This window comes from Pseudomonas sp. GD03903, assembly GCF_029840045.1.
Lineage (GTDB): Bacteria > Pseudomonadota > Gammaproteobacteria > Pseudomonadales > Pseudomonadaceae > Pseudomonas > Pseudomonas pseudonitroreducens.
The window spans coordinates 1-21,019 of sequence record NZ_JAOCBT010000025.1 but is presented as its reverse complement, the minus strand read 5'-3'; the positions used below and the strand labels follow the sequence as shown (position 1 = coordinate 21,019).

At 61.2% G+C, this 21,019-nt stretch carries 21 protein-coding genes; 15 read left to right on the top strand and 6 right to left on the bottom strand.

Going from position 1 to position 21,019, the window contains the following annotated elements; translation table 11 throughout:
• Positions 1-12 precede the first annotated feature (12 nt).
• The gene (locus N5C91_RS27550) at positions 13-540 is read left to right on the top strand and encodes a cytochrome C (protein ID WP_279833420.1); all 528 of its coding nucleotides are present in this window, start codon (positions 13-15) and stop codon (positions 538-540) included.
• 198 nt (positions 541-738) lie between these two features.
• Here N5C91_RS27550 and N5C91_RS27545 read toward each other — a convergent pair whose 3' ends face one another.
• Together N5C91_RS27545 and N5C91_RS27540 are read right to left on the bottom strand one after the other, a co-directional pair.
• Positions 739-1,116 (bottom strand): hypothetical protein, encoded by a 378-nt coding sequence (locus tag N5C91_RS27545; protein ID WP_279833418.1) that lies wholly within the window; start codon positions 1,114-1,116, stop codon positions 739-741.
• Between the two features lie 69 nt (positions 1,117-1,185).
• Positions 1,186-2,229: a LacI family DNA-binding transcriptional regulator gene (locus N5C91_RS27540; RefSeq protein WP_279833417.1), complete on the bottom strand. Its 1,044-nt coding sequence runs from the start codon at positions 2,227-2,229 to the stop codon at positions 1,186-1,188.
• Positions 2,230-2,448: 219 nt separating this feature from the next.
• Between N5C91_RS27540 and N5C91_RS27535 the strand changes: the two genes are divergently transcribed.
• The 4 genes from N5C91_RS27535 (at position 2,449) to N5C91_RS27520 (ending at position 8,215) form a co-directional block, all read left to right on the top strand.
• Complete coding sequence (locus tag N5C91_RS27535; protein WP_024762474.1) at positions 2,449-2,970, top strand: gluconokinase; 522 nt, start codon at positions 2,449-2,451, stop codon at positions 2,968-2,970.
• Between the two features lie 107 nt (positions 2,971-3,077).
• Positions 3,078-4,430: a GntP family permease gene (locus N5C91_RS27530; protein ID WP_279833413.1), complete on the top strand. Its 1,353-nt coding sequence runs from the start codon at positions 3,078-3,080 to the stop codon at positions 4,428-4,430.
• A gap of 478 nt (positions 4,431-4,908) precedes the next feature.
• Positions 4,909-6,534, top strand: a complete 1,626-nt coding sequence (locus tag N5C91_RS27525) for an NADP-dependent glyceraldehyde-3-phosphate dehydrogenase (RefSeq protein WP_279833411.1) — start codon at positions 4,909-4,911, stop codon at positions 6,532-6,534.
• 409 nt (positions 6,535-6,943) lie between these two features.
• A complete protein-coding gene (locus tag N5C91_RS27520; protein ID WP_279833409.1) occupies positions 6,944-8,215 on the top strand; it encodes a Rid family hydrolase in 1,272 nt (423 codons plus the stop codon).
• A gap of 166 nt (positions 8,216-8,381) precedes the next feature.
• Here N5C91_RS27520 and N5C91_RS27515 read toward each other — a convergent pair whose 3' ends face one another.
• The 3 genes from N5C91_RS27515 to N5C91_RS27505 all read right to left on the bottom strand — a co-directional run bounded on the left by N5C91_RS27515 (position 8,382) and on the right by N5C91_RS27505 (position 11,282).
• Positions 8,382-8,855 carry a phage antirepressor gene (locus tag N5C91_RS27515; RefSeq protein WP_279833405.1) on the bottom strand — a complete coding sequence of 158 codons (474 nt, stop codon included), beginning with the start codon at positions 8,853-8,855 and terminating at the stop codon, positions 8,382-8,384.
• 349 nt (positions 8,856-9,204) lie between these two features.
• Positions 9,205-9,924 carry an HNH endonuclease signature motif containing protein gene (locus tag N5C91_RS27510; RefSeq protein ID WP_279833404.1) on the bottom strand — a complete coding sequence of 240 codons (720 nt, stop codon included), beginning with the start codon at positions 9,922-9,924 and terminating at the stop codon, positions 9,205-9,207.
• The gene (locus tag N5C91_RS27505) at positions 9,924-11,282 is read right to left on the bottom strand and encodes an AAA family ATPase (protein WP_279833402.1); all 1,359 of its coding nucleotides are present in this window, start codon (positions 11,280-11,282) and stop codon (positions 9,924-9,926) included. The genes N5C91_RS27510 and N5C91_RS27505 overlap by 1 nt, the downstream gene beginning before the upstream one ends.
• Before the next feature lie 381 nt (positions 11,283-11,663).
• Here N5C91_RS27505 and N5C91_RS27500 point away from each other — a divergent pair, with 381 nt between their 5' ends.
• The 10 genes from N5C91_RS27500 (at position 11,664) to N5C91_RS27455 (ending at position 20,768) form a co-directional block, all read left to right on the top strand.
• A complete protein-coding gene (locus tag N5C91_RS27500) occupies positions 11,664-12,017 on the top strand; it encodes a hypothetical protein (protein WP_279833401.1) in 354 nt (117 codons plus the stop codon).
• A gap of 146 nt (positions 12,018-12,163) precedes the next feature.
• Positions 12,164-13,195 (top strand): phosphate ABC transporter substrate-binding protein PstS, encoded by a 1,032-nt coding sequence (gene pstS, locus N5C91_RS27495; RefSeq protein ID WP_236200905.1) that lies wholly within the window; start codon positions 12,164-12,166, stop codon positions 13,193-13,195.
• 74 nt (positions 13,196-13,269) lie between these two features.
• A complete protein-coding gene (gene pstC / locus N5C91_RS27490) occupies positions 13,270-14,235 on the top strand; it encodes a phosphate ABC transporter permease subunit PstC (RefSeq protein WP_081519724.1) in 966 nt (321 codons plus the stop codon).
• Positions 14,235-15,128 carry a phosphate ABC transporter permease PstA gene (gene pstA, locus N5C91_RS27485; protein ID WP_279833398.1) on the top strand — a complete coding sequence of 298 codons (894 nt, stop codon included), beginning with the start codon at positions 14,235-14,237 and terminating at the stop codon, positions 15,126-15,128. Before pstC ends, pstA begins: the two co-directional genes overlap by 1 nt.
• A gap of 76 nt (positions 15,129-15,204) precedes the next feature.
• Entirely contained in the window at positions 15,205-15,966 is a 762-nt protein-coding gene (gene pstB / locus N5C91_RS27480; protein ID WP_054911197.1) for a phosphate ABC transporter ATP-binding protein PstB, read from the top strand.
• Between the two features lie 50 nt (positions 15,967-16,016).
• Complete coding sequence (locus N5C91_RS27475) at positions 16,017-16,715, top strand: hypothetical protein (RefSeq protein ID WP_236174033.1); 699 nt, start codon at positions 16,017-16,019, stop codon at positions 16,713-16,715.
• A 59-nt stretch (positions 16,716-16,774) separates the two neighbouring features.
• The gene (locus tag N5C91_RS27470) at positions 16,775-17,320 is read left to right on the top strand and encodes a hypothetical protein (protein ID WP_236174140.1); all 546 of its coding nucleotides are present in this window, start codon (positions 16,775-16,777) and stop codon (positions 17,318-17,320) included.
• A gap of 389 nt (positions 17,321-17,709) precedes the next feature.
• The gene (locus tag N5C91_RS27465; protein ID WP_279833394.1) at positions 17,710-18,735 is read left to right on the top strand and encodes a sterol desaturase family protein; all 1,026 of its coding nucleotides are present in this window, start codon (positions 17,710-17,712) and stop codon (positions 18,733-18,735) included.
• Positions 18,736-18,956: 221 nt separating this feature from the next.
• Positions 18,957-19,652 carry an SDR family NAD(P)-dependent oxidoreductase gene (locus N5C91_RS27460; protein ID WP_279833392.1) on the top strand — a complete coding sequence of 232 codons (696 nt, stop codon included), beginning with the start codon at positions 18,957-18,959 and terminating at the stop codon, positions 19,650-19,652.
• 165 nt (positions 19,653-19,817) lie between these two features.
• The gene (locus N5C91_RS27455) at positions 19,818-20,768 is read left to right on the top strand and encodes an AraC family transcriptional regulator (protein ID WP_279833511.1); all 951 of its coding nucleotides are present in this window, start codon (positions 19,818-19,820) and stop codon (positions 20,766-20,768) included.
• A gap of 118 nt (positions 20,769-20,886) precedes the next feature.
• Here the strand turns inward: N5C91_RS27455 and N5C91_RS27450 are convergent, their stop codons facing one another.
• The gene (locus tag N5C91_RS27450) at positions 20,887-21,012 is read right to left on the bottom strand and encodes a DUF2790 domain-containing protein (RefSeq protein WP_279833509.1); all 126 of its coding nucleotides are present in this window, start codon (positions 21,010-21,012) and stop codon (positions 20,887-20,889) included.
• Positions 21,013-21,019 lie beyond the last annotated feature (7 nt).

Sequence of the window (21,019 nt, the reverse complement as noted above, 5' to 3'; positions counted from 1 at the left end):
CGGAGAAGTCCCATGCGTAGTCTCGTTGTCGGCGCCCTGCTCTGCAGCCTGGTCGCTCCGCTGGCCCAGGCCCGCGCGATCCCCGATCCGCACCAGCGCCCGGCGCCCGGCAACGAGGCGGTGCAGAAGCCGATCTCCCAGCTCAGCTACACCCCGGCCACCAACTACCAGTTGCAGTGCGCCGGCTGCCATCTCACCGAAGGCAGCGGCAGCAAGGCCAACGACACGCCGCGCCTGCACGGCTTCGTCGGCAACTTCCTGAAGGTGGACGGAGGCCGGCAATTCCTCGTGCGCGTGCCGGGCATGTCGCAGTCCGCGTTGAACGACGCGCAACTGGCCGAGCTGCTCAACTGGCTGCTGCGCAAGGACGGCATGGCTGGCGACAGCATGCCCGCCGAGTTCAAGCCGTACACCGCCGAAGAGGTCAAGGCCACGCGCTACCAGGCCCTGATGAACCTGCCCGGCACCCGCGCCGGGTTGATCCAGGAAATGCGCAAGCAGGGCATCACCATCACCGATGGAATGAGCGATGCGTATTGAGTGATTGCTCCGGCGGCTTGCCCGCCGGATTGTTTTGCCTCCGCATTCAGCCCGCCGCTCCAGCGGGCTTTTTTATGCCCGGCCGGTGCTTCCTGCAGTCAGCTTTTTGTAGGAGCGAGCTTGCTTGCGAACAGATTCCCCGGCGGCACTGGCGTCAAAGCGGTTCGCGAGCAAGCTCGCTCCTACAAAGAATCTGCGCTATGCCTTACCGCGGCCAACCACATATCTGATTGCCCCGTACGCCAGAAGGAACAGGCCGCAAAGCGGGTAATACAGCACCCAGGCCAGCCCCGTCTCCCGAGGGGAAACGAAGCCTTGGATGTAGAAAGCAAATGCAATGAGGACGATGTTCAGACCAATCAGAATCCGCACCAGCGTGTTCTTGCTTAACACCGATACAGCGGCGAGGACCGCCATCAGAAGGTGCGGAGCCGCCATGAACAAGTAGTTTCCAATGAGCCACTGGTCCATATAGCCCTGGTTCACGTTGTTCTGCAGGCCAATGCCCACGAAGTGAACCACTGCGGGCACCAGAATCAGAACTATCACCTTCGCCAGAATGTTACCCGCCGTCATTATCCTTCCTTGATATACGGACATGTTCTTGCGCCGATTCTACCCAATGGCCGGAGAGAATATTTGGAGTCAACTGCTCTCCCGCACCATCAACTCGAACCCCAGGTCCATCACCGGTTCGCTCACTGGCTTGTCGTTGATCAGGTCGAGCAGGCGTTCCGCTGCGTGGGTGCCGATGGCCTTGCGCGGGGTGCGGATGCTGGACAGGCGCGGCACCATGAACTCCGAGCTGGGCAGGTCGTTGAAGCCCAGCACCGCCACCTGCTCGGGAATGCGGATGCCGTGACGCATGGCTTCCAGCAAGGCGCCGTGGGCCAGGTCGTCGTTGCCGAAGAAGACGCCCTCCACCTGCGGCTGGCTGGCCAGCAACTGGCGGAACAGTTCGCCACCCAACCCCACCGAAGACGGGCGCGGCGTGAGGATTTCCAGCGCAGGGTCGTAGCAGCCGGCCTGCTGCAGCGCGCGGCGGTAACCTTCGCCACGCAGGAGAGTGCGCTGGTCCAGTTGCGCGCCGATGTAGGCCAGGCGTTTGCGACCGCTCTTGAGCAGGTGCTGCGCCGCCGCCTCCCCCGCACGAATCTGCGAAAAGCCCACGCAGTGCAGCCCGGCGCCAGGGTCGAGGTCCATCATGTAGACGCTCGGCACGCCGCTCGCCTCGATCATCCGTCGTGCGCTCTCGGTGCGATCGAAGCCAGTCAGCAGCAAGCCGCGCGGCTGGTAGGAGAGGTAGTTGCGCAGCAGGTTCTCTTCTTCGTCGCGGGAATAGTGGTAGTTGCCGATCAGCACTTCGAGGCCGCGCGGGTGCATCACAGCGTGGATGGCTTCCAGCGTTTCGATGAACAGCTGGTTCGCCAGCGACGGCACCAGCACCACGATGTTGTGGCTCTGCTTGGAGGCCAGCGCACGGGCGGCGGGGTTGGCGACGTAGCCCAGTTCGCCGGCCGCCTGTCGGACCTTTTCCGCCAGCTCCTCGGCCACCGTGCTCACCCCACGCAGGGCCCGCGAAGCGGTAATCGGGCTTACTCCGGCGCGGCGCGCCACTTCATCCAGTGTCGGTCGGCCGGTGGTTCGGGAGCTTTTGTCGTTCTTCTTGTCGTTCTTCTTGACGGTCATCGGGCGTATTGCCAAACAAAAATCGAGGCACTAAGGTAGCGCTGTCTCGCGACCAGGGCAATTGCCTGAGGCCGGCTCAACCGGTCCCTCACCCGCCGACAGACCACCTCTGTCGAGAGCGCCGAGACAGACCGACTAGAATGACAAGAATACGGAGGCAGCCCGATGCTTTTCGTTACGCCCAACAAAGATAGCGCTGTCTCAGCAATGAGGCTCTCCATGACCCCCTCCATCGATGCCGTCCTTATCATGGGCGTCTCCGGATGCGGCAAATCCAGCGTCGGCGAGGCGCTCTGCCTGCGCAACGGCGCGTTCGCCATCGAAGGCGATTCCTTCCACCCCGCTGCCAACATCGAGAAGATGAGCGCCGGCATCCCGCTCACCGACGAGGACCGCGCCGGTTGGCTCGACACCCTCGCCGCCGAGCTGCAGAAGGCTATCGCTGCCGGCCAGCGCCCGGTGCTGACCTGCTCCGCGCTCAAGCTGATCTACCGCGAACGCCTGCGCCGCGCGGTGCCCGGCCTGGGCGTGGTGTTCCTGGAGCTGACCCGTGACGCCGCCGCCGAGCGCGTCGCCACGCGGCCCGGGCACTTCATGCCGGCCAGCCTGATCGACAGCCAGTTCGCCGCCCTCGAACCGCCGCTGAGCGAACCGCTGACCCTGCACCTGGATGCCACCCGCCCGGTCGACGACCTGGCCGAAGCCGCACACCTGTGGTGGCGACAGCACTCCAGCGACTGATTGCGATAGCGCCTGCCCGCTAAAGATAGCGCTATCTCAACCCGCCAGACTCTCTACACCCCTACCAACGCCGCTCCGGCACACAACGACAACAACAGGAGAGCCCCATGCTCGGCATGTCCCACGAGACTTATCTGCTGCTGGATGCGGTGGTCACCATCATCGGCCTGATCCTGCTGATCACCCGCTTCAAGATCCATCCCTTCGTCGCCCTGATCATCGCTGCCGGCTTCCTCGGCCTGACCTCCGGCATGCCCGTGGCGACCATCGTCAAATCCTTCCAGGACGGCTTCGGCGGCGTGCTCGGCTTCGTCGGCATCATCCTCGCGCTGGGCACCATGCTCGGCAAGATGATGGCCGAATCCGGCGGCGCCGATCAGATCGCCCGCACGCTGATCCAGGCCTTCGGCAAGCAGCGCGTGCACTGGGCGATGATGTTCGCCGCCTTCCTGGTGGGCATCCCGCTGTTCTTCGAGATCGGCTTCATCCTGCTGGTGCCGCTGGTGTTCATCGTCGCCCGGCGCAGCGGCGTGTCGCTGATCAAGATCGGCATCCCGCTGCTTGCCGGCCTCTCCGCCGTGCACGGCCTGGTGCCGCCGCACCCGGGCCCGCTGCTGGCCATCGGCGTGTTCGGCGCCGATATCGGCAAGACCATCTTCTATGGCCTGCTGGTCGCCCTGCCTACCGCCGCCATCGCCGGCCCGATCTTCGGCGCGTGGATTTCGAAGATGATCCCCGGCCAGCCCAATGAAGAACTGGTCGCACAGATTGCCCACGATCCGGACACCAGCAACCTGCCCAGCTTCGGCGTCACCCTGTTCACCGTGCTGCTGCCGGTGTTCCTGATGCTGCTGAAAACCTTCGCCGACGTGATGCTCGCCGACGGCCATGTGGTACGCGCCTGGCTGGACATGATCGGCCACCCGATCACCGCCCTGCTTCTGGCCCTGTTGCTGTCGCTCTACACCTTCGGCCATGCCCGCGGCTTCGACTCGAAGAAGATCCTCAAGCTGCTCGACCAGAGCCTCGCGCCCACCGCCGCCATCGTCATGATCATCGGCGCCGGCGGCGGCTTCAAACAGATGCTGGTGGCCAGCGGCGTGGGCGACGTGATCGGCCACATGGCAGTGCACGCGCAGATTTCGCCGATCCTCCTGGCCTGGCTCGTCGCTGCGGTAATCCGCATCGCCACCGGCTCCGCCACCGTCGCCACCATCACTGGCGCGGGCATCGTGGTACCGGTGATCGACCTGATCCCCGGCGTCAACCGCGAACTGCTGGTGCTGGCCACCGGCGCCGGCTCGCTGATCCTGTCCCACGTCAACGACGCCGGCTTCTGGCTGGTGAAGCAGTACTTCAACATGAGCGTGATGGAGACCTTCAAGACCTGGACCGCCATGGAAACCATCCTCTCGGTGGTCGGCCTGGGCTTCATCCTGCTGCTGTCGTTGTTTGTCTGAGGCATTGATCGATGGGTATCGCTGCGCGATACCCATCCTACGCACGAGGCTCACTCGGGCACCCGTAGGATGGCGTGGAGCGCAGCGATACCCATCAAGCCTCGCTCAAAAACACCCGGCGAGCTCCCCAAACCGCCCGCCAACCGGATTCCTGCAACGAGGTATCGCCCGTGACTTCCTCCGCAACTCCGAAAGCCCCCGCCCAACCCACCTGGCCCCGCGATTTCGACATCCGCGCCCGCTACGCCGAGCAGCAGGAACTCCTGCAGCCTCCGCAACCGGCTAAACACCCGTAGGGCGCATAACGCCGCACGCGTTATCCGCCAAACCCCGCACATCGAACCCGACGGCGAATAACCGCGAACGGTTATTCGCCCTACACAGGCGTCGCCTGTACTCTCGGAGCTGAATCGATTTACTAATCCGTAGCTACGCTCTAAAACAGACCAGTCGCCCACCTTCCCCCGAGGGATGAGTCATGCCCGCTACCCACAAGCTCGACCATCTGTTTCCCCGCCTCACGGACATCCCCGACACCTGGCGCCCCGACGCGCCCGTCGAGCAACGCGAATACCTGGTCAACGGCGAGATGCGCCGCTGGGACGGCCCGCTCGCGCCGGTGCGCAGCCCGGTGTTCCTCGCCACCGACCAGGGCGACGAACAGGTCATCCTCGGCAGTACGCCGCTGCTCGACGCCGACGCCGCCCTCGCCGCGCTGGATGCCGCCGTGGCCGCCTACGACAACGGCCAGGGCGAATGGCCCAACCTGCGCGTGGCCGAGCGCATCGCCCATGTCGAGCGCTTCCTCGCCCGCATGCGCGAGCAGCGCAGCGCCGTGGTCAAGTTGCTGATGTGGGAGATCGGCAAGAACCTCAAGGATTCGGAAAAGGAATTCGACCGCACCTGCGACTACATCGTCGACACCATCGAGGCGCTCAAGGCGCTGGACCGCCGCTCCAGCCGCTTCGAACTGGAACAGGGCACCCTCGGGCAGATTCGCCGCGTACCGCTGGGCGTGGCGTTGTGCATGGGCCCGTACAACTACCCGCTGAACGAGACCTTCACCACCCTGATCCCGGCGCTGATCATGGGCAACACCGTGGTCTTCAAGCCCGCCAAGTTCGGCGTGCTGCTGATCCGCCCGCTGCTCGAAGCCTTCCGCGACAGCTTCCCGCCGGGAGTGATCAACGTCATCTACGGGCGCGGCCGCGAGACCGTCAGCGCGCTGATGGCCAGCGGCAAGGTCGACGTCTTCGCCTTCATCGGCACCCACTCCGGCGCCGCCGATCTGAAGAAGCTGCACCCACGCCCGCACCGCCTGCGCGCCGCCCTGGGGCTGGATGCGAAGAACCCCGGCATCGTCCTGCCCAGTGTCGACCTCGACAACGCCGTCAGCGAAGCCATCACCGGCGCCCTCTCCTTCAACGGCCAGCGCTGCACCGCGCTGAAGATCCTCTTCGTCCACGAAGACGTGCTGGACAGCTTCCTCGACAAGTTCAGCGCCAAGCTGGCCGAACTCAAACCCGGCATGCCCTGGGAGCCCGGCGTAGCGCTGACGCCGCTGCCCGAGCCGGGCAAGGTCGACTACCTCAACGGCCTGCTGCAGGACGCGCTGGCCAAGGGCGCCAAGGTCATCAACCAAGGCGGTGGCGAGAGCCGCGAAAGCTTCTTCTACCCCGCCCTGCTCAGCCCGGTGCGTGCCGACATGCGCCTGTACAACGAGGAACAGTTCGGCCCGCTGGTGCCCGTGGTGCCCTACCGCGACCTGAAGCAAGTGATCGACTACGTCCTGCAGTCCGACTATGGCCAGCAACTCAGCCTGTTCGGCAACGACCCGGCGCAGGTCGGCCCGCTGGTGGATGCCTTCGTCAACCAGGTCGGCCGTATCAACATCAACGCCCAGTGCCAGCGCGGCCCGGACAGCTACCCCTTCAATGGCCGCAAGAACTCCGCCGAAGGCACCCTCTCCGTCCACGACGCCCTGCGCACCTTCTCCATCCGCACGCTGGTGGCCACGCGCTTCACCGACGCCAACAAGGAACTGATCAGCCAGATCATCCGCGACCGCGACTCGAGCTTCCTGACCACCGATTACATCTTCTGAGTTGAGCGCCAAGAGCCCCTCACCCTGAACCTGGCTACGCGCCCCGCTCGTACAGGATGAAAATGCATCGTCAGCCGGCACAGCCTACCCCCTCTCCCCAGGGAGAGGGCTGGGGTGAGGGAAAAGCTCTGACACCGGGCTTCCACGGAAGTACTCACTCCTGCCCATCGCACCCCGCGTGCAAACAATCCCGACTAACGTCCATCGCCAATTGAAACAACCCGGTAAGAAGACCCCACTACGCTTGCCTTAAGTCAAAGGGGTCCACCCTGGAGACTCGATAGTCTGCGCGCCTCTCGACGAGTTCGATGTCCGTCGTCTGAATCAACAGTGGCAACGACCGATAACGAACCGGACTGAGCCTTTGCCACGAAACCCACGGATTCCCAGCAAACCAGGGAGCACCCTCATGAGTGGCTACAACGCAGTACTGGCGAGAAACACCGACAAGGCCCCCCAGGGCACCGGCCCTTATTCGCAAACCGTCGCTTTCTCCCACTACAACAACCTGTCGGCACAACTGCCCATCGACCCGGCCAGCGGCAAACTGGTCGCCGGCGGCGTGAAGGAGCAGGCCGAACAGTGCTACAGGAACCTCAAGGCCGTGGTGGAAAGCATCGGCCACACGCTCGACGACAGCGTGCGCATCTCGGTCTTCCTGACCAACATCGCCGACGCCGAAACCGTCGGTAAAGTCCACGCAGGCTTCTTCCCCAACTACCTCCCGACCCTCACCACCGTCGGCGTGGCAGCGCTGCCGCTGGGCGCCCAGGTGCAGGTCGAGGCCCTCATCACCTGCGGCGAAGGCACCATCCCCAACGCCCCCCAGGCCGGCGACCTGATCAAGGTCGAGGGCAGCACCGAGAGCGCGCCGCTGAGCCCGCTGTCCACCCAGTCGGTCGCCTTCTCGCACTACAACAACCTCTCCGCGCAACTGCCCATCGACCCACGCACCGGCAAACTGGTCGCCGGCGGCGTCAAGGAACAGACCGCGCAGTGCCTGCGCAACATCAAGAACATCCTCGAAGGCATCGACGTACCCTTCGACGACATCGTGCGCATCACCGTCTTCGTCAAGAACCTCGCCGACATGGAAGCGGTGAATCAGGTCTACACCACCTTCTTCCCCGACTCCGCCATCGCCCGCGCCGTCGGCTACTTCCCGGCGCGCACCGTGGTAGCGGCGAAAGCCCTGCCGCTGGATGCCCTGGTGCAGATCGAAGCGGTGGTCTCCCACGGTGACGGCACCCCGCCGCAAGCAGTGGAAGATCGCCACGGCATCGTCATCAAGGCCCACAACACCGACGCCGCGCCGCCCTGCCCGTACTCCACGCAGACCGTCGCCTTCTCCCACTACAACCACATCTCCGCCCAGCTGCCGCTGGATATGAAGACCGGTGAACTGGTGGCAGGCGGCGTCAAGGAACAGGCCGCGCAGTGCTTCAAGCACCTCAAGGCCATTGTCGAAAGCATCGACCATGCGCTCGCCGACGTGGTGAAGGTCAACGTCTTCCTGACCCGCATCGACGACATCGCCGCAGTGGATGAGGTGTACGCCACCTACTTCCCGGGCGGCACTCCGGCCCGCCGTGTCGTTGGCGTCTCGGCCCTGCCCAAGGGCGCGGCGATCCAGATCGACGCCGTGGTCGCCAACGCCGAAGGCACCCCGCCGGCTGCGTGACGGCTAGCTGGGACATGCCCACCGGCTAACGCCAAGGCTTGCCCTGACGCTGAACGGTCCCCTCTCCCGCTTGCGGGAGAGGGTTAGGGTGAGGGGCTCTTGCTCTTGTAGGAGCGTGCCATGCCCGCGAACAGCGCCGACAGGCGCTTTCCAACATCCCCGCTCCCTACTCCCTCCGCCACCATCTCCCGCGCCTTTCCTCGCGCATCAACCGCGGCACCTCCTCCATCGGCACCCACAACTCCCCCTGCCAATCCAGTACCGCCAGCGCCCGACCTTCCCCTCTTGCCTGCATGCGCTGCGGGTATCCCGCCCTGCCCGGTCCCTGATCCCTCAGCACCGGCAACACATGCCCGGTGATCCACTTGCGCAACTCCCGATGCTCCGGATCGCGAAACCGATGCAGCACATGGAAGGCGCCGAAATCACTGACCAACAACACGACCTCCTCGCCGCCACCCGTCACCAGGCGCGCTTCGCGAAAGAGGTCTTCATCCATTCGAAGTACGTACGATTCGACCCGCTCGCGGATCAGATAGCCCAGCTCGCGGGCGACCAACCAGGGCTGGTTGTCGATCAACACGCCGCGCAGGGAACGGTTGTAGCGGTGGAATACGGTGGGAACGTAGATGTCGTCCATGTGCTTTTCCTAGGTAGTTTCGAGAAACCACCGCCCTGATCGTCGCCAAACGATGAGGGAGGCAGAGCCACACAGGGTTGGCGAACCGGCTACCTAGGTCCCGGCAGACCCGAAGGTCTCCCTGTGCGGCCCGCCATAGCGAAGAACCGTGGACGTGTTGATATGCCACGATCTGACGAAGCGTCACCGCACCTAGGTAGTTATTCGAGTCGCCAAACCCGACCCTGGCGCTTTCCCAGGGCAAGGAGAGGTTAAGTAGATGACCGATATACGTCAAGCAGGGGAGTTGCACGCGACTTAAAATCTAAAGCCACATAAAAAACTTGATCTATAAAACCCCAGAAACTATTCAAGACATCAAACTCTTCAAGGAATCTTTACGCATTGCATCCTTTGCCCTAGCAGCCAACTCCTGTATACAGTCAAGAACAAAAGATTGCTCTAGAGAATCCACAGACTCTTGCAACTGGAAATTTAAATCCGCCATTTGCGCCTTAACCTCGGCCGAGGCAAAACCATAGTCGGCATATTGAAAGACAAACCTTAACAGACCACAAACTTCCACAAGCGCTCGCCCCTTATCAGTTCTAGGAAGATAGAAACCTGCAGGCGCGACCACTTTTATATGATCAGAATACTTATCAAAATGAGGATGAACAATTAAATAGTCGCTTTCATCTCGGCTAAATTTATTTTTTACGGAAGACTTCGTCACGGCCTTATTAGATTTTTCTCCATTACAATCTTTACAACTCACACATAGATTTTCAGCCTCAAAGGTAAAATGCGGATGCGACCGCCTTGGAATTATATGCTCCGCATCCCACATCCCTTTGTGGTCAACCTGCATACGCTGAAGGCAATAGGGACAAGTATAATCTTGCACCAAAATATAATGAGTTTTTATTCGTCCTTTTAGATCACTCCACTCACCATCTTTAATAGCCCCCCAAAATCGGTACATATCCTCACTGGAGAGACCGGAAAAGCCTCGCTCTATCAGCAATACCTCTTCAGCGGTATAAACATACGCATTAGTCAATTGAAAACAGCGCCTAGCAGCAACCATCAGCTAGACTCCATAACATCTGCCAACATAGATATTAACTTGAAATTTGGATCATCCGAATTAATCAACGGCAAAAGTCGCACCATTTTCTCTACTGACTCACGGCGCTGAGGCGACAACTCCTCGCGACGAGATAGCGCCATCAGCACACCGATTACCTCCCTAGATAAATACTCATTCTTATATCCCGGAGCACTAAACAAATTAGCCAACTGAAAATCAGCAGACCTCTTATTGAACGACGCTGCCGAATTCATTTCACCACTCTGCACATCAAGCACATAGCAGTTTCTGTCACCCACCCCCGAAACTATTTGCGGCGAATGGGTCGCAATTATAAAGTGACAATCAACAAAGGAACTAAAAAGCCCCACCAAAAGTTCAATGTATCTCTCTTGCCACTCAGGATGCAGGCATATTTCAGGCTCATCAATTAACACCAACGACCCGTCTACAATATGACTCGCGATACCAAGGAGCGACAAAAGAACTGACTGCTCACCAGAGCTAGCATCTTTAATATGAAAAGGTTTGCCAACCCCCTTCTTTGACAAGCTAATCTCCTTAGAGACTAACAGCCCACTCCGCAACAAAATCAATGTCGAGCCATCTATCGGCCCTGACTCTAAAAAAACACCATCTTTTGTCAGAAAGAAATCAAACTTTACATTCCCCTTCCGCCTCTCCCCTCTCTGAGCCAAGACGTGTGAAAGCGCCGAAATTATTGACTCAACCTCGTCCTCACTATAGTTAAACCTATTAGACTGAGAGAATTCGACAGAACCATAGCGGCTTCTCAGGGCAGAAAAAAATGCATCATGAGAACTTCCTGAGCCAAGGATAACTTGAACCTCCTCCAAAGGAATATCAAGCTGTACTCTTGAGCGAAGATAGAAGTCATAATTTAGATAATCAAAAATCTTTCCTACAACCCCAAACCGCTCCGGACAACTAACAAGAACATCAACAAGTGAAGAAATCGTTCTACTCATAAACCCAGCACCCAGATTCATACTGGATAGACCTTTCAGCCCCAAGTACCTATAATACCCCGCCCTATTCTTCGACTTACTGATGGGAAATTTATCAAACGGACTGACAGATGAAGCAATTACACTTTTGGGTCGACCAGAGAAAACAAACTTCGACGGAGATACTGACTCTTTAAATCGCTCCTGAAGATTAACACCCACCAATAATGAGTCCCCAACCAAACTCAACAAAACCGACCTCAGCAACTGACTCTTTCCTGAACCATTCTTTCCGACCAATATGGTAAAAACGTTCTCCCCCATTACATTTACGCCAGGGTCGCGAAAGAATATCTTTCTATCAATTAAATCGTAAAAATCGAGCACTTCATCCCCTCCAAAAAAATCAAAACAACCCTAGGACTAAAACACCTACTCAAGAGAGCCGTTTTCATAAAAAGAAAAATCTTGAGCTTACCGAGCATTTCACCCATGACCGAAGAAGGGGTAGGATTTATTTTTCCACTATGAATCCATCTTGGTGATTCAGACCCGCGCCCCCATCCTTCTATCTGAACGAAATGCCCCCCCCATTTTGCAACTGCCACAGCAAGAATACTCTGAACGTAGGACTCAACGGCGCATAACTCTCATGCTTGACCTCTCGCACCTCCACCAGCACCTGATCACCCTACTCATCAAGCCCGTGGCCAATTAGCACTCCGGCCTCTTCGACCTCAGCGGCCGCGTCGGCGTGGTGTTCCTGCTGTGCTCCTACACCATCGCCTAGGCGCTGTTCCGCTTCTGCCGGCAAAGCAGGCGGCATCGTTCTGGCAGTTCATTGGCGGCAGCCGGGTGAATCTGCATCGCTCGGCGCTGCTGGATTACCGCTACTACCTGATGCGCGGCATTCTGAATAGGGTGTTGCTGCTGCCCATCGTCGGGCTGGTCGACCCGTACCTCCTGCGCCGGGCGACTACATCGCCTTGTTCACCCACCTCTGCACTGCCGAGTGACCGTAACTATTTATTGCGCAGCGCGCTCATCGAACAGATGGGGCATTCCCCCGCCCTGCCCCTCCGCCCCTACCCTGAAATGGCCGCCAGCCAAGGCGGGCAGTAGCTGCGAATTCACCTGACGCGCATCGCGGAAGCCCGGAGATAGGCCAGTCGAGCCGGCGAGCCAGAGCGCTTGCCACCGCGCTGTCATAAAAATTTCACAGGACCCGATCACAGTATGGCAGCCCGATATCAAAAGGATTGCCCTCGATGAAAAGCTTTGTGAAATCTGCTGCGATCGCCGTTACGCTGTCCATGTGTGCCACTTCCGTCGCCTTTGCCGACGAAAGCGTCCGCCTGACCGGCTCGGGCGCCAGCTTCCCCGCTCCGATCTACCTGACCTGGTTCAAGGACTTCAGCAAGAAAACCGCTGGCGTCACCGTGGATTACCAGTCCAAGGGCAGCGGTGCGGGCGTACAGGATTTCCTCAACAAGACCGTGGATTTCGCGGCCAGTGACTCGGCCATGAAGGACGAGGACATCGCCAAGGTTGCCGAAGGCGTGCAACTGCTGCCGATGACCGCCGGCGAAATCGTCCTGGCGTACAACCTGCCGGGCAGCCCCAAAGGGCTGAAACTGCCGCGCGACGTTTACTCCAACATCTTCCTGGGCAAGATCACTCAGTGGAACGACCCGCAGATCGTCGCGGCCAACCCTGAGCTGAAGCTGCCGGCCCTGCCGATCACCGTTGTCGTGCGTGCGGACTCCAGCGGCACCACCGCTGTGTTCACCAAGCACATGTCGACCATCAACCCGGAGTTCAAGACTGCCCTGGGTGAAGGCAACACCGTCAACTGGCCGGCCAGCGACAAATTCATCAAGTCGCCGAAGAACGATGGCGTGACCGCTACCGTTCGCCAGACCCCTGGCGCCATCGGCTATATCGAGTACGGCTTCGCCAAGCTGGCCAAGGTCGACTTCGCCGAACTGCAGAACAAGGCCGGTCAGTACGTCGTACCGAACGCAGAAAGCGGTGCTGCGGCGCTGGCTGCCGTGAAGTTCCCGGAGAACCTGGTGGCCTGGCTGCCCGATCCGGACGGTGCCCAGTCCTACCCGATCACCTCCTACACCTGGATGATCTTCCGCAAGCACAACGAGAGCCCGGCCAAGGCCAAGGCCATGCGTGAAATGGTCGAGTACGGCCTGACCGAAGGGCAGAAGATCGCTGATTCGATGGGCTACATCCCGCTGCCGCAAGCAGTCGTCGATCAGGTTCGCAAAGCTTCCGCCAACATCCAGTAACGCCTGCGAGTCTTCATCCGGCGTGGGCTGTCAGCCACGCCGGATGAGATTTCCACCTGTTCCGGAACTCCCCCATGACCCAACCTTTTGTCGTACCGGTAAATCCGGACTCTGCCTGCCAACCGCCATCCGCGAAGGATTTCCTGGTTGACCGGACCTTCCGTGCCATTGCACGCCTGGGTGTGGTCCTGATTCTGGTGCTGGTCGTTGCCCTCGTGTTCGAAGTCGGCCGCAAGGCCTTTCCGGGCATGGAGAAACATGGCCTGGACGTTCTCCTGGGTTCGGTCTGGGACGTCAACCAGGGCAAGTACGGCATTTTGCCGGCCATCTGGGGCACGCTCTACAGCGCACTGATCGCGCTGCTGATCGCAGGCCTGTTCGGCGTCAGCATGGCGATCTTCCTGACCCAGGATTTCCTCCCCGCCAGGCTGGCGGCGGTGTTCCGTACCATCGTCGAACTGCTCGCCGCCATCCCCAGCGTCGTTTACGGCCTGTGGGGGATCTACGTGGTGATCCCGGCCATTCGCCCGCTGACGGCGTGGTTGAACAGCGAACTCGGCTGGATACCCTTTTTCGGCACATCGTTGAGCGGGCCAGGGTTGCTGCCCGCCTCTCTGGTGCTTGCCATCATGATTCTGCCCACCATTGCCGCGGTCTCGCAGGACGCTCTTGCCAGCGTGCCGATGAAGACCAAGCAGGCCGCCTACGGAATGGGAACCACCCATTGGGAAGCGATCCTCAAGGTGATGGTGCCCTCCGCTGCCACCGGCATCTTCGGCTCCCTGGTCCTGGGCCTGGGCCGCGCACTGGGTGAAACCATGGCCCTGGCCATGCTGGTCGGCAACGCGAACACCATTTCCCTGTCGCTGTTCGCACCGGCCAACACGCTGGCAGCCTTGCTGGCGCTGAACTTCCCCGAAGCCGGGCCGAACGAGGTTGAAGTGCTGATGTATGCCGCACTGGTGCTGATGTTCATCACCCTGATCGTCAACGTACTCGGCTCCATGATCATGCTTTACGCCCAGCGGGGGACCAAGTAATGACCAGCCTCACTCCCACCGCATCCGCCCTGCCGAGCCTGCAGCGCAAGCTCGAGGGCCGTGCCCTGCGCAGCCTCGTGCTGACCACGCTGGTCTGGATCGGCGCCCTGCTGGCCAGCGTGCCGCTGATCTCCGTGCTCTACATGCTGATCACCCGCGGCGGTGCACGCCTGAGCCTGGAGGTCTTCACCGAGCTGCCACCGACCGGCTTCGAGACGGGCGGCGGCTTCGGCAACGCGCTGGCCGGCACCTTCGTCATGGTCGGTATCGCCGCCGCCATTGCCGTTCCGGTTGGCATCATGGCAGCCGTCTTCCTGGCTGAACTGAGGCCGGACAGCAAACTGGCGAGCGCCGCGCGCTTTGCCGCCAAGACGCTCACCGGCCTGCCCTCCATCCTGGCCGGGGTCTTCGCCTACGCTCTGGTCGTGATGACCACCGGCACCTACTCGGCACCGGCGGGTGGCGTGGCACTGGCCGTGCTGATGCTGCCGATCGTCGTGCTCACGGCCGAAGAGTCGATGAAGATGGTGCCCAAGATCATGAAGGATGCCGCCTACGGCATGGGCTGCACCCGCGCCCAGGTGATCTGGAAGATCGTGCTGCCTACCGGCCTGCCGGCAATCCTCACCGGCGTCATGCTGGCCGTGGCGCGCGCCGCAGGCGAGACCGCACCGTTGCTGTTCACCGCATTGTTCAGCAACTACTGGATCTACCACGACGGCAGCCTGGCAGTGATGAACCCCACGGCCTCGCTTTCCGTACTGATCTACAACTTCTCCGGCATGCCCTTCGACAACCAGCTCGAGCTCGCGTGGGCCGCATCGCTGGTGCTGGTGATGATCGTGCTGATCGTGAACGTCATCAGTCGCATTTTTGGCAAGCCCAAGTTTTGAGATACGGAGCATCCGAATCGTGAACACAGCTACTGCACAGAAAGTCGCCCCGGTTGGCGCCGAGACCCAGGTGGTCATGGACTGCAAACTGGACAAGATTTTCTACGGCAACTTCATGGCGGTACGTGACAGCCACGTGCCGATCGAAAAGAACAAGATCACCGGCTTCATCGGCCCTTCCGGCTGCGGCAAGAGCACCGTGCTGCGCAGCCTGAACCGGATGAACGATCTGGTGCGCGGCTTCCGTTTCGAGGGCCATGTGCATTTCCTCGGGCAGGACGTCTACGGCAAGGGTGTGGACCCTGTGGTCGTGCGCCGCTACATCGGCATGGTGTTCCAGCAGCCGAACCCGTTTTCGATGAGCATCTTCGACAACGTCGCGTTTGGCCTGCGCCTCAATCGCTACAAGGGCGACATCGGCGACCGGGTCAAGCATGCCCTGCAGGGCGCCGCGCTGTGGGATGAAGTGAAGGACAAGCTGAAGGTGAGCGGCCTGTCGCTCTCCGGTGGCCAGCAGCAACGCCTGTGCATCGCTCGCGCGATTGCCACCGAACCGGAAGTCCTGTTGCTGGACGAGCCGTGCTCGGCACTCGACCCGATCGCTACCCGCCGCGTCGAGGAGCTGATGGTCGAGCTGAAGAAGGACTACACCATCGCGCTGGTCACCCACAACATGCAGCAGGCCATCCGTGTCGCTGACACCACGGCATTCTTCTCGGTGGACATTTCCCAGGGCACGCGCACGGGCTACCTGGTCGAAATGGGCGCGACAAAGCAGATCTTCGAAAGCCCGCGAGAAAAAATGACCGAGGACTACATCAGCGGCAAGTTCAGCTGAGTCGAATCTGCAGTCGTATGAAGCCTCTCACCTCCTCTTCAGGGTCGCCCATGCCTGCCACGCGCCGTCTTGATCTGCGAGCGATTGAACGTGCGCTGCGTGAGGTGCAAGGCCGTTTCGGCGAGCTCAGCCAGTGCTTTACCGAGCCGCGTGATCCGTTCACCGACGAAGTGCTGCACAACGTGCTGGAGGGCTACGCCCTGATCGACGACTACGTCGCACGGGGCGTCGACCTGTTCGATCTGCAGCAGGTCAACCTGATGCTGGAGATCAACGCCACCGTGCTGTGCGGCCGGGACCCTGCCCGTCGGCTGGAATTCGCGCCGCACCTGGCGGCCACCGAGGCGCACTTCTTCAACAACGTGGAAGGCGGCATCAAGGACCTGTTCAACTGGTACTGCGCGTATCACAGCGAATCGGTGTGGAAGCGCGCGGCCGGGGTCTATGTGCGGATTCTGAGCAAACCGCAGTTGTTCATCGAAGGTAACCATCGCAGCGGCTCGCTCATCGTCAGCTATCTGCTGCTACGTGCCGGGCTGCCGCCGTTCGTGCTGACCCTGGACAACGCCAAGGGTTACTACAACCCGTCATCGGTCATCCGCAACTCTGCCAAGCATGGCGTAAAGGCGCTTTTCGAATTGCCCAAGATCAAGAAAAAGTACGCAGCCTTCCTCGAAGATCAGGCAGCGGATTCGCAGCGATTCTTCCTTGGCGAAAAACACGCCTCCGCCCATCAGGGAGGTGCCTGATGACCACCCAGCCCATGCTCGCAACCTGCCTGGCCATCAAGGATCAGCTGTGGGACGCCATGAAGGGTTCCCTTGCGCCTTACCGGTTCGGACGCCCGCGCATACGGATTTCGTTCGATATCGATGACACCCTGGCCTGCCTCCCCCACCACAGCGACGTCGAACCCAGCAGGCTCCCGCTGTTCATTCATCGCTGGCTTGGCGAACCGCTGCGTATCGGCACCCGCTCCCTGACCCGGGAACTACGCCGCCAGGGCTGCAGCATCTGGGTCTACACGTCCTCCGGCCGTACACCGTCCTATATCCGGCGCTGGCTGTTGTTGTATGGCATCCACGTCGACGGCGTGGTCAACAGCGTTCGGCACAACCAGGCCCTGACCGAGCGCGGGCTGGCGAACTCGCCCTCGAAACTTCCGCCGGCATTCGATATCGACCTGCATGTCGATGATTCCGAAGGCGTGAAGAGCGAAGGCCATGACCACGGTTTCCGCGTCGTCGTCGTGCGTCCGGACGATGAGCGCTGGGCGCAGAGAGTCCTGGACTCAGTGGCTGAACTCCAGGAAATGCTGGATCGACAACAGCAGCCCTTGGCGACGGCAGCCTGAGCCATCAACCACGCGGCTCATTGCTGACCGGCAAACCTCTGCACCCTGCCCGTCGCGCGGAACCTGCAGCTTCGCGGATATCGGTTCTTGGCCGACTCCCTCAAGGTTACGCCCTGGCTTAGTGCGCCGTGCGGGCGCCTGCCCACCTCATCGATGGGCTGTCCCGTTCAGCAGGCCATTTCAGGCCACTCCGATCGCCTCCGCACATCAGGTTGCTGACGCCCCCCTGTCGAATTGCCCCGCCCCGGCGCTGCTGAACTTTGACAGCGTCCTCCCCCAGGTCCCATGCTGAGCGAACACGTGACGCCCCATGAGTCGCCAGCGCCTCAGCGCCATGGCCGGTCACTCGACGTTCAACTCTGTTCACCTGACTTCCGGCGCCAGCGCCCATGCCTGACCTCTCTCATATCCATCGTCACCTCACCGAGCTGGTGGTCGATCCGGTTACCAACCAGGTCGCCGGCCTCTTCGACCTCAGTGGCCGCGTCGGCGTGGTGTTCCTGCTGTGCTCCTACGCCATCGCCTACGCGCTGTTCCGCTTCCGCCGGCAACGCGGGCTGACGCAATCGACGTCGTTCTGGCAGTTCATTGGCGGCGCGCGGGTTAATTTCCATCGTTCGGCGCTGCTGGATTACCGCTACTACCTGGTGCGCGGCATCCTCAATGTGGTGTTGCTGTTGCCCATCATCGGGCTGGTCGATCCCTACATCCTGCGCTCGGGCGACTACATCGCCTTCTTCACCAACCTGTGGGGCGCGCGGCCGCAGGTGGGCGAGAACCTCAGCCTGTCACTTCTTTATGGGCTGGGCGTGTTCCTGGTCAGCGACTTCAAGAACTACTGGGTGCACCGCGCCTTCCACTCGCGCTGGCTGTGGGCGTTCCACAAGGTGCATCACTCGGCGGCGGTGCTGACACCGATCACGGCGAGCCGCGTGCACTTCGTCGAGAAGCTGGCGGCGAACCTGGCCGGGACCGTGCTGCTGGGCGCCTACGCCGGCATCTTCTGGTACGTCTGTGGCGGGCAGATCAGCGCCTATACGCTGTTCGGCGTGACCTACCTGATCCTGCTGTTCAACGTGCTGGCGACCAACCTGCGCCACAGCCATGTGTGGCTGTCGTTCGGGCCGCTGGTCGAGCACGTGATCAACAGCCCCGCCCAGCACCAGATCCACCACAGCGACGCGCCTCGGCACTTCAACAGGAACTTCGGCATCAACCTGTCGCTGTGGGACTGGCTGTTCGGCACGCTCTACGTCACCCAGCGCGCGCCGGAGCCAATCCAGTTCGGCGCGGGGGAGCATGACGATGCGAAGTATTCGTCGCTGTGGAGCCTGATCGTCACGCCGTTTGTGGAGACGGTGCGGAAGGTGAGGCTGACAGTGCGCCAGAAGCGCTTGCGGCCAAAGCACTCCTGACGACCGGACCTCAGTGCCAAGCGCCAGATCGTAGCCACTTATTCCAATACAGCAGGGACATAGCTTGTTCGAATGGCGGGGGAAGTTCCGACCAAACGCCTGATTCTCCCGCTCCGACACCGATGTCGGATTATCGATACCAAGTTGACGTTCAGTCGCATGACTCCAGGCGGACTCCTCTTTAGCTTACGTGCGCTAAACGCACAGGCCGGAGGTTGACCATGGATCATTTGCTGTCGGACCGCGTCGTAGCTATCACCGGGGCTTTCGGGGACCTCGGCGAGGCGCTGGCGAACCTCTTCGCGGGGTGTGGCGCCAGGCTGGTGCTGATCGACCGCACGCCCTGCCCGGTACCCTCCTCGCCCACCCTGCTGGTCCTGCCCCGCGTCGACCTGACCGTAGCGCCCACCTGTCTGGAGATCATCCAGCAAGTCGAGAAGCATTTCGGGCGTCTCGACGCACTGGTGAACATCATCGGCGGTATCACCTGCCGGCCCATGCCGCTGGGGGATCGCAACCTGGCGAAATGGCTGTATGGCGTGCACCTGCGTACCGCGCTGAACATCAGCAAGGCCGCGCTTCCCCTGCTGCTGCAATCGCCGGCCGGGCGCATCGTCAACATCGGTTCAGGGGTTGCCGCCCGAAAGGGCCAGGCCAACGGTGTCTATGGGGCGACCAAGGCCGCCGTGCTGAACCTGACCGAGGACCTCGCCGAGGAACTGAAGGGAAAGGCGATCACCGTCAATGCGGTGCTCTCCAGCGTCCTCGACACTCCGCAGAATCGCGCGGCGATGCCAGGTGCCGAGTACGGTCGCTGGGTGGCACCGGAGCAGCTTTGTGCGGTGATCATGTTCCTGCTATCCGAAGCCGCCACGCAGATCACCGGTGCCGGTGTGCTGGTCAGCGGCCGGGCTTGACGCTGCCGACGGATGCCACTCGCCGCCCCAGCGTTGCCCTTGCTAGATTCGCGCCCAATTTTACCGGACCCAGACATTCTTATGCGCCCTGCCACCGTCAGCGCCACATTCGTCAATCACGCGTTACGAGTCGCTGAACAGCATGGATGCCAGGTTGAGTAACTTCTGCGCGAGGTCGAACTGCCCCAGGATTGGCTCCATGATCCGATCCAGCGGATTCCCCTTCACTATCTGTGCGACCTGCTGGAACGCTCCGCCTACCTGACCGGGCTACCGCATTTCGGACTGGTGGTGGGTTCGAAGGTGCATGTCAGCAGCTATGGCGTGCTCGGCTACATGATGATGACCAGCTCGACGCTGGGCGAATCGCTCAGTCTGGTTCACCGCTATGCGGCGATAGTCCTGGATCTTCCGTCCAGCCAGACACATATCAGCATCAACAACAATGTGGTGATGGTGGAGGACGTACTCGTCGACGATCAGGAGCCCTGCAACGGCTACCTGCTGGAAGCGCTGATTGCCGGCCGGGCAGCCTACGGGCGCTGGCTCATCGGCTGCAACGTGCCGTTGCTGGGAGTGAAGATGATGCACTCGGCGATGGGTGATCCGGCTCTCTACGAACGCTACTTCGGATGCCCGGTGGAATTCGGCGCGGGCAGCAATGTACTGACGTTCTCCGAATCGCTGCTTTCCATGCGGATCATGGGCGCAGACCCGAGCACCCACAAAAGTCTGCTGCTCGAAGCCGACCGGCAACTGGGACGCACCCATACCCCACGATCAGTAACCGGCCGCCTGCGCGCGCTGCTGGCCGAACGCATTCCCAACGGGGATTTCAGCCTCGAAGGTCTGGCCGGCCAGCTCGCCATGTCCCCGAGAACCCTGCAGCGCAAGCTCACCGCGGAAGGTCAGGGCTTCAACCAGGTTCTGGAGTCGGTGCGCATGGACCTGGCCGAGCGGCATCTGCGGCACACCAACTCCAGCGTCCTGGAGATTGCCTTGTTGCTCGGCTTCTCCCAGGCCAGCGCCTTCAGCCACGCCTTCCGCCAGGCACGCGGGATGTCCCCGGCAGATTTCCGCAAGTCGCTGCGCGCACATCCGCTGCCTTCCCGATAGTGCGACTGGCTTTCGCCCACAGGGACACGCCCATAGCGTTCGCGGTCAGGAGCACCCGAGCACTGCAGCCCCGGATGAAGCAAGTAACTGTTCCGCAGCCGGGCTCCCGCCTGAGCCGTCAGTTCTCATTCCCACACCCCTGCCCCCACACCGGATAGCGCAGCGTATGCCGCTGGCCGGCGCTGTCCTCGTAGATCATCTCCACCTCGCGTATCCCGCAGAAATCCAGGTCCGGTGCCTGCACCACGCGC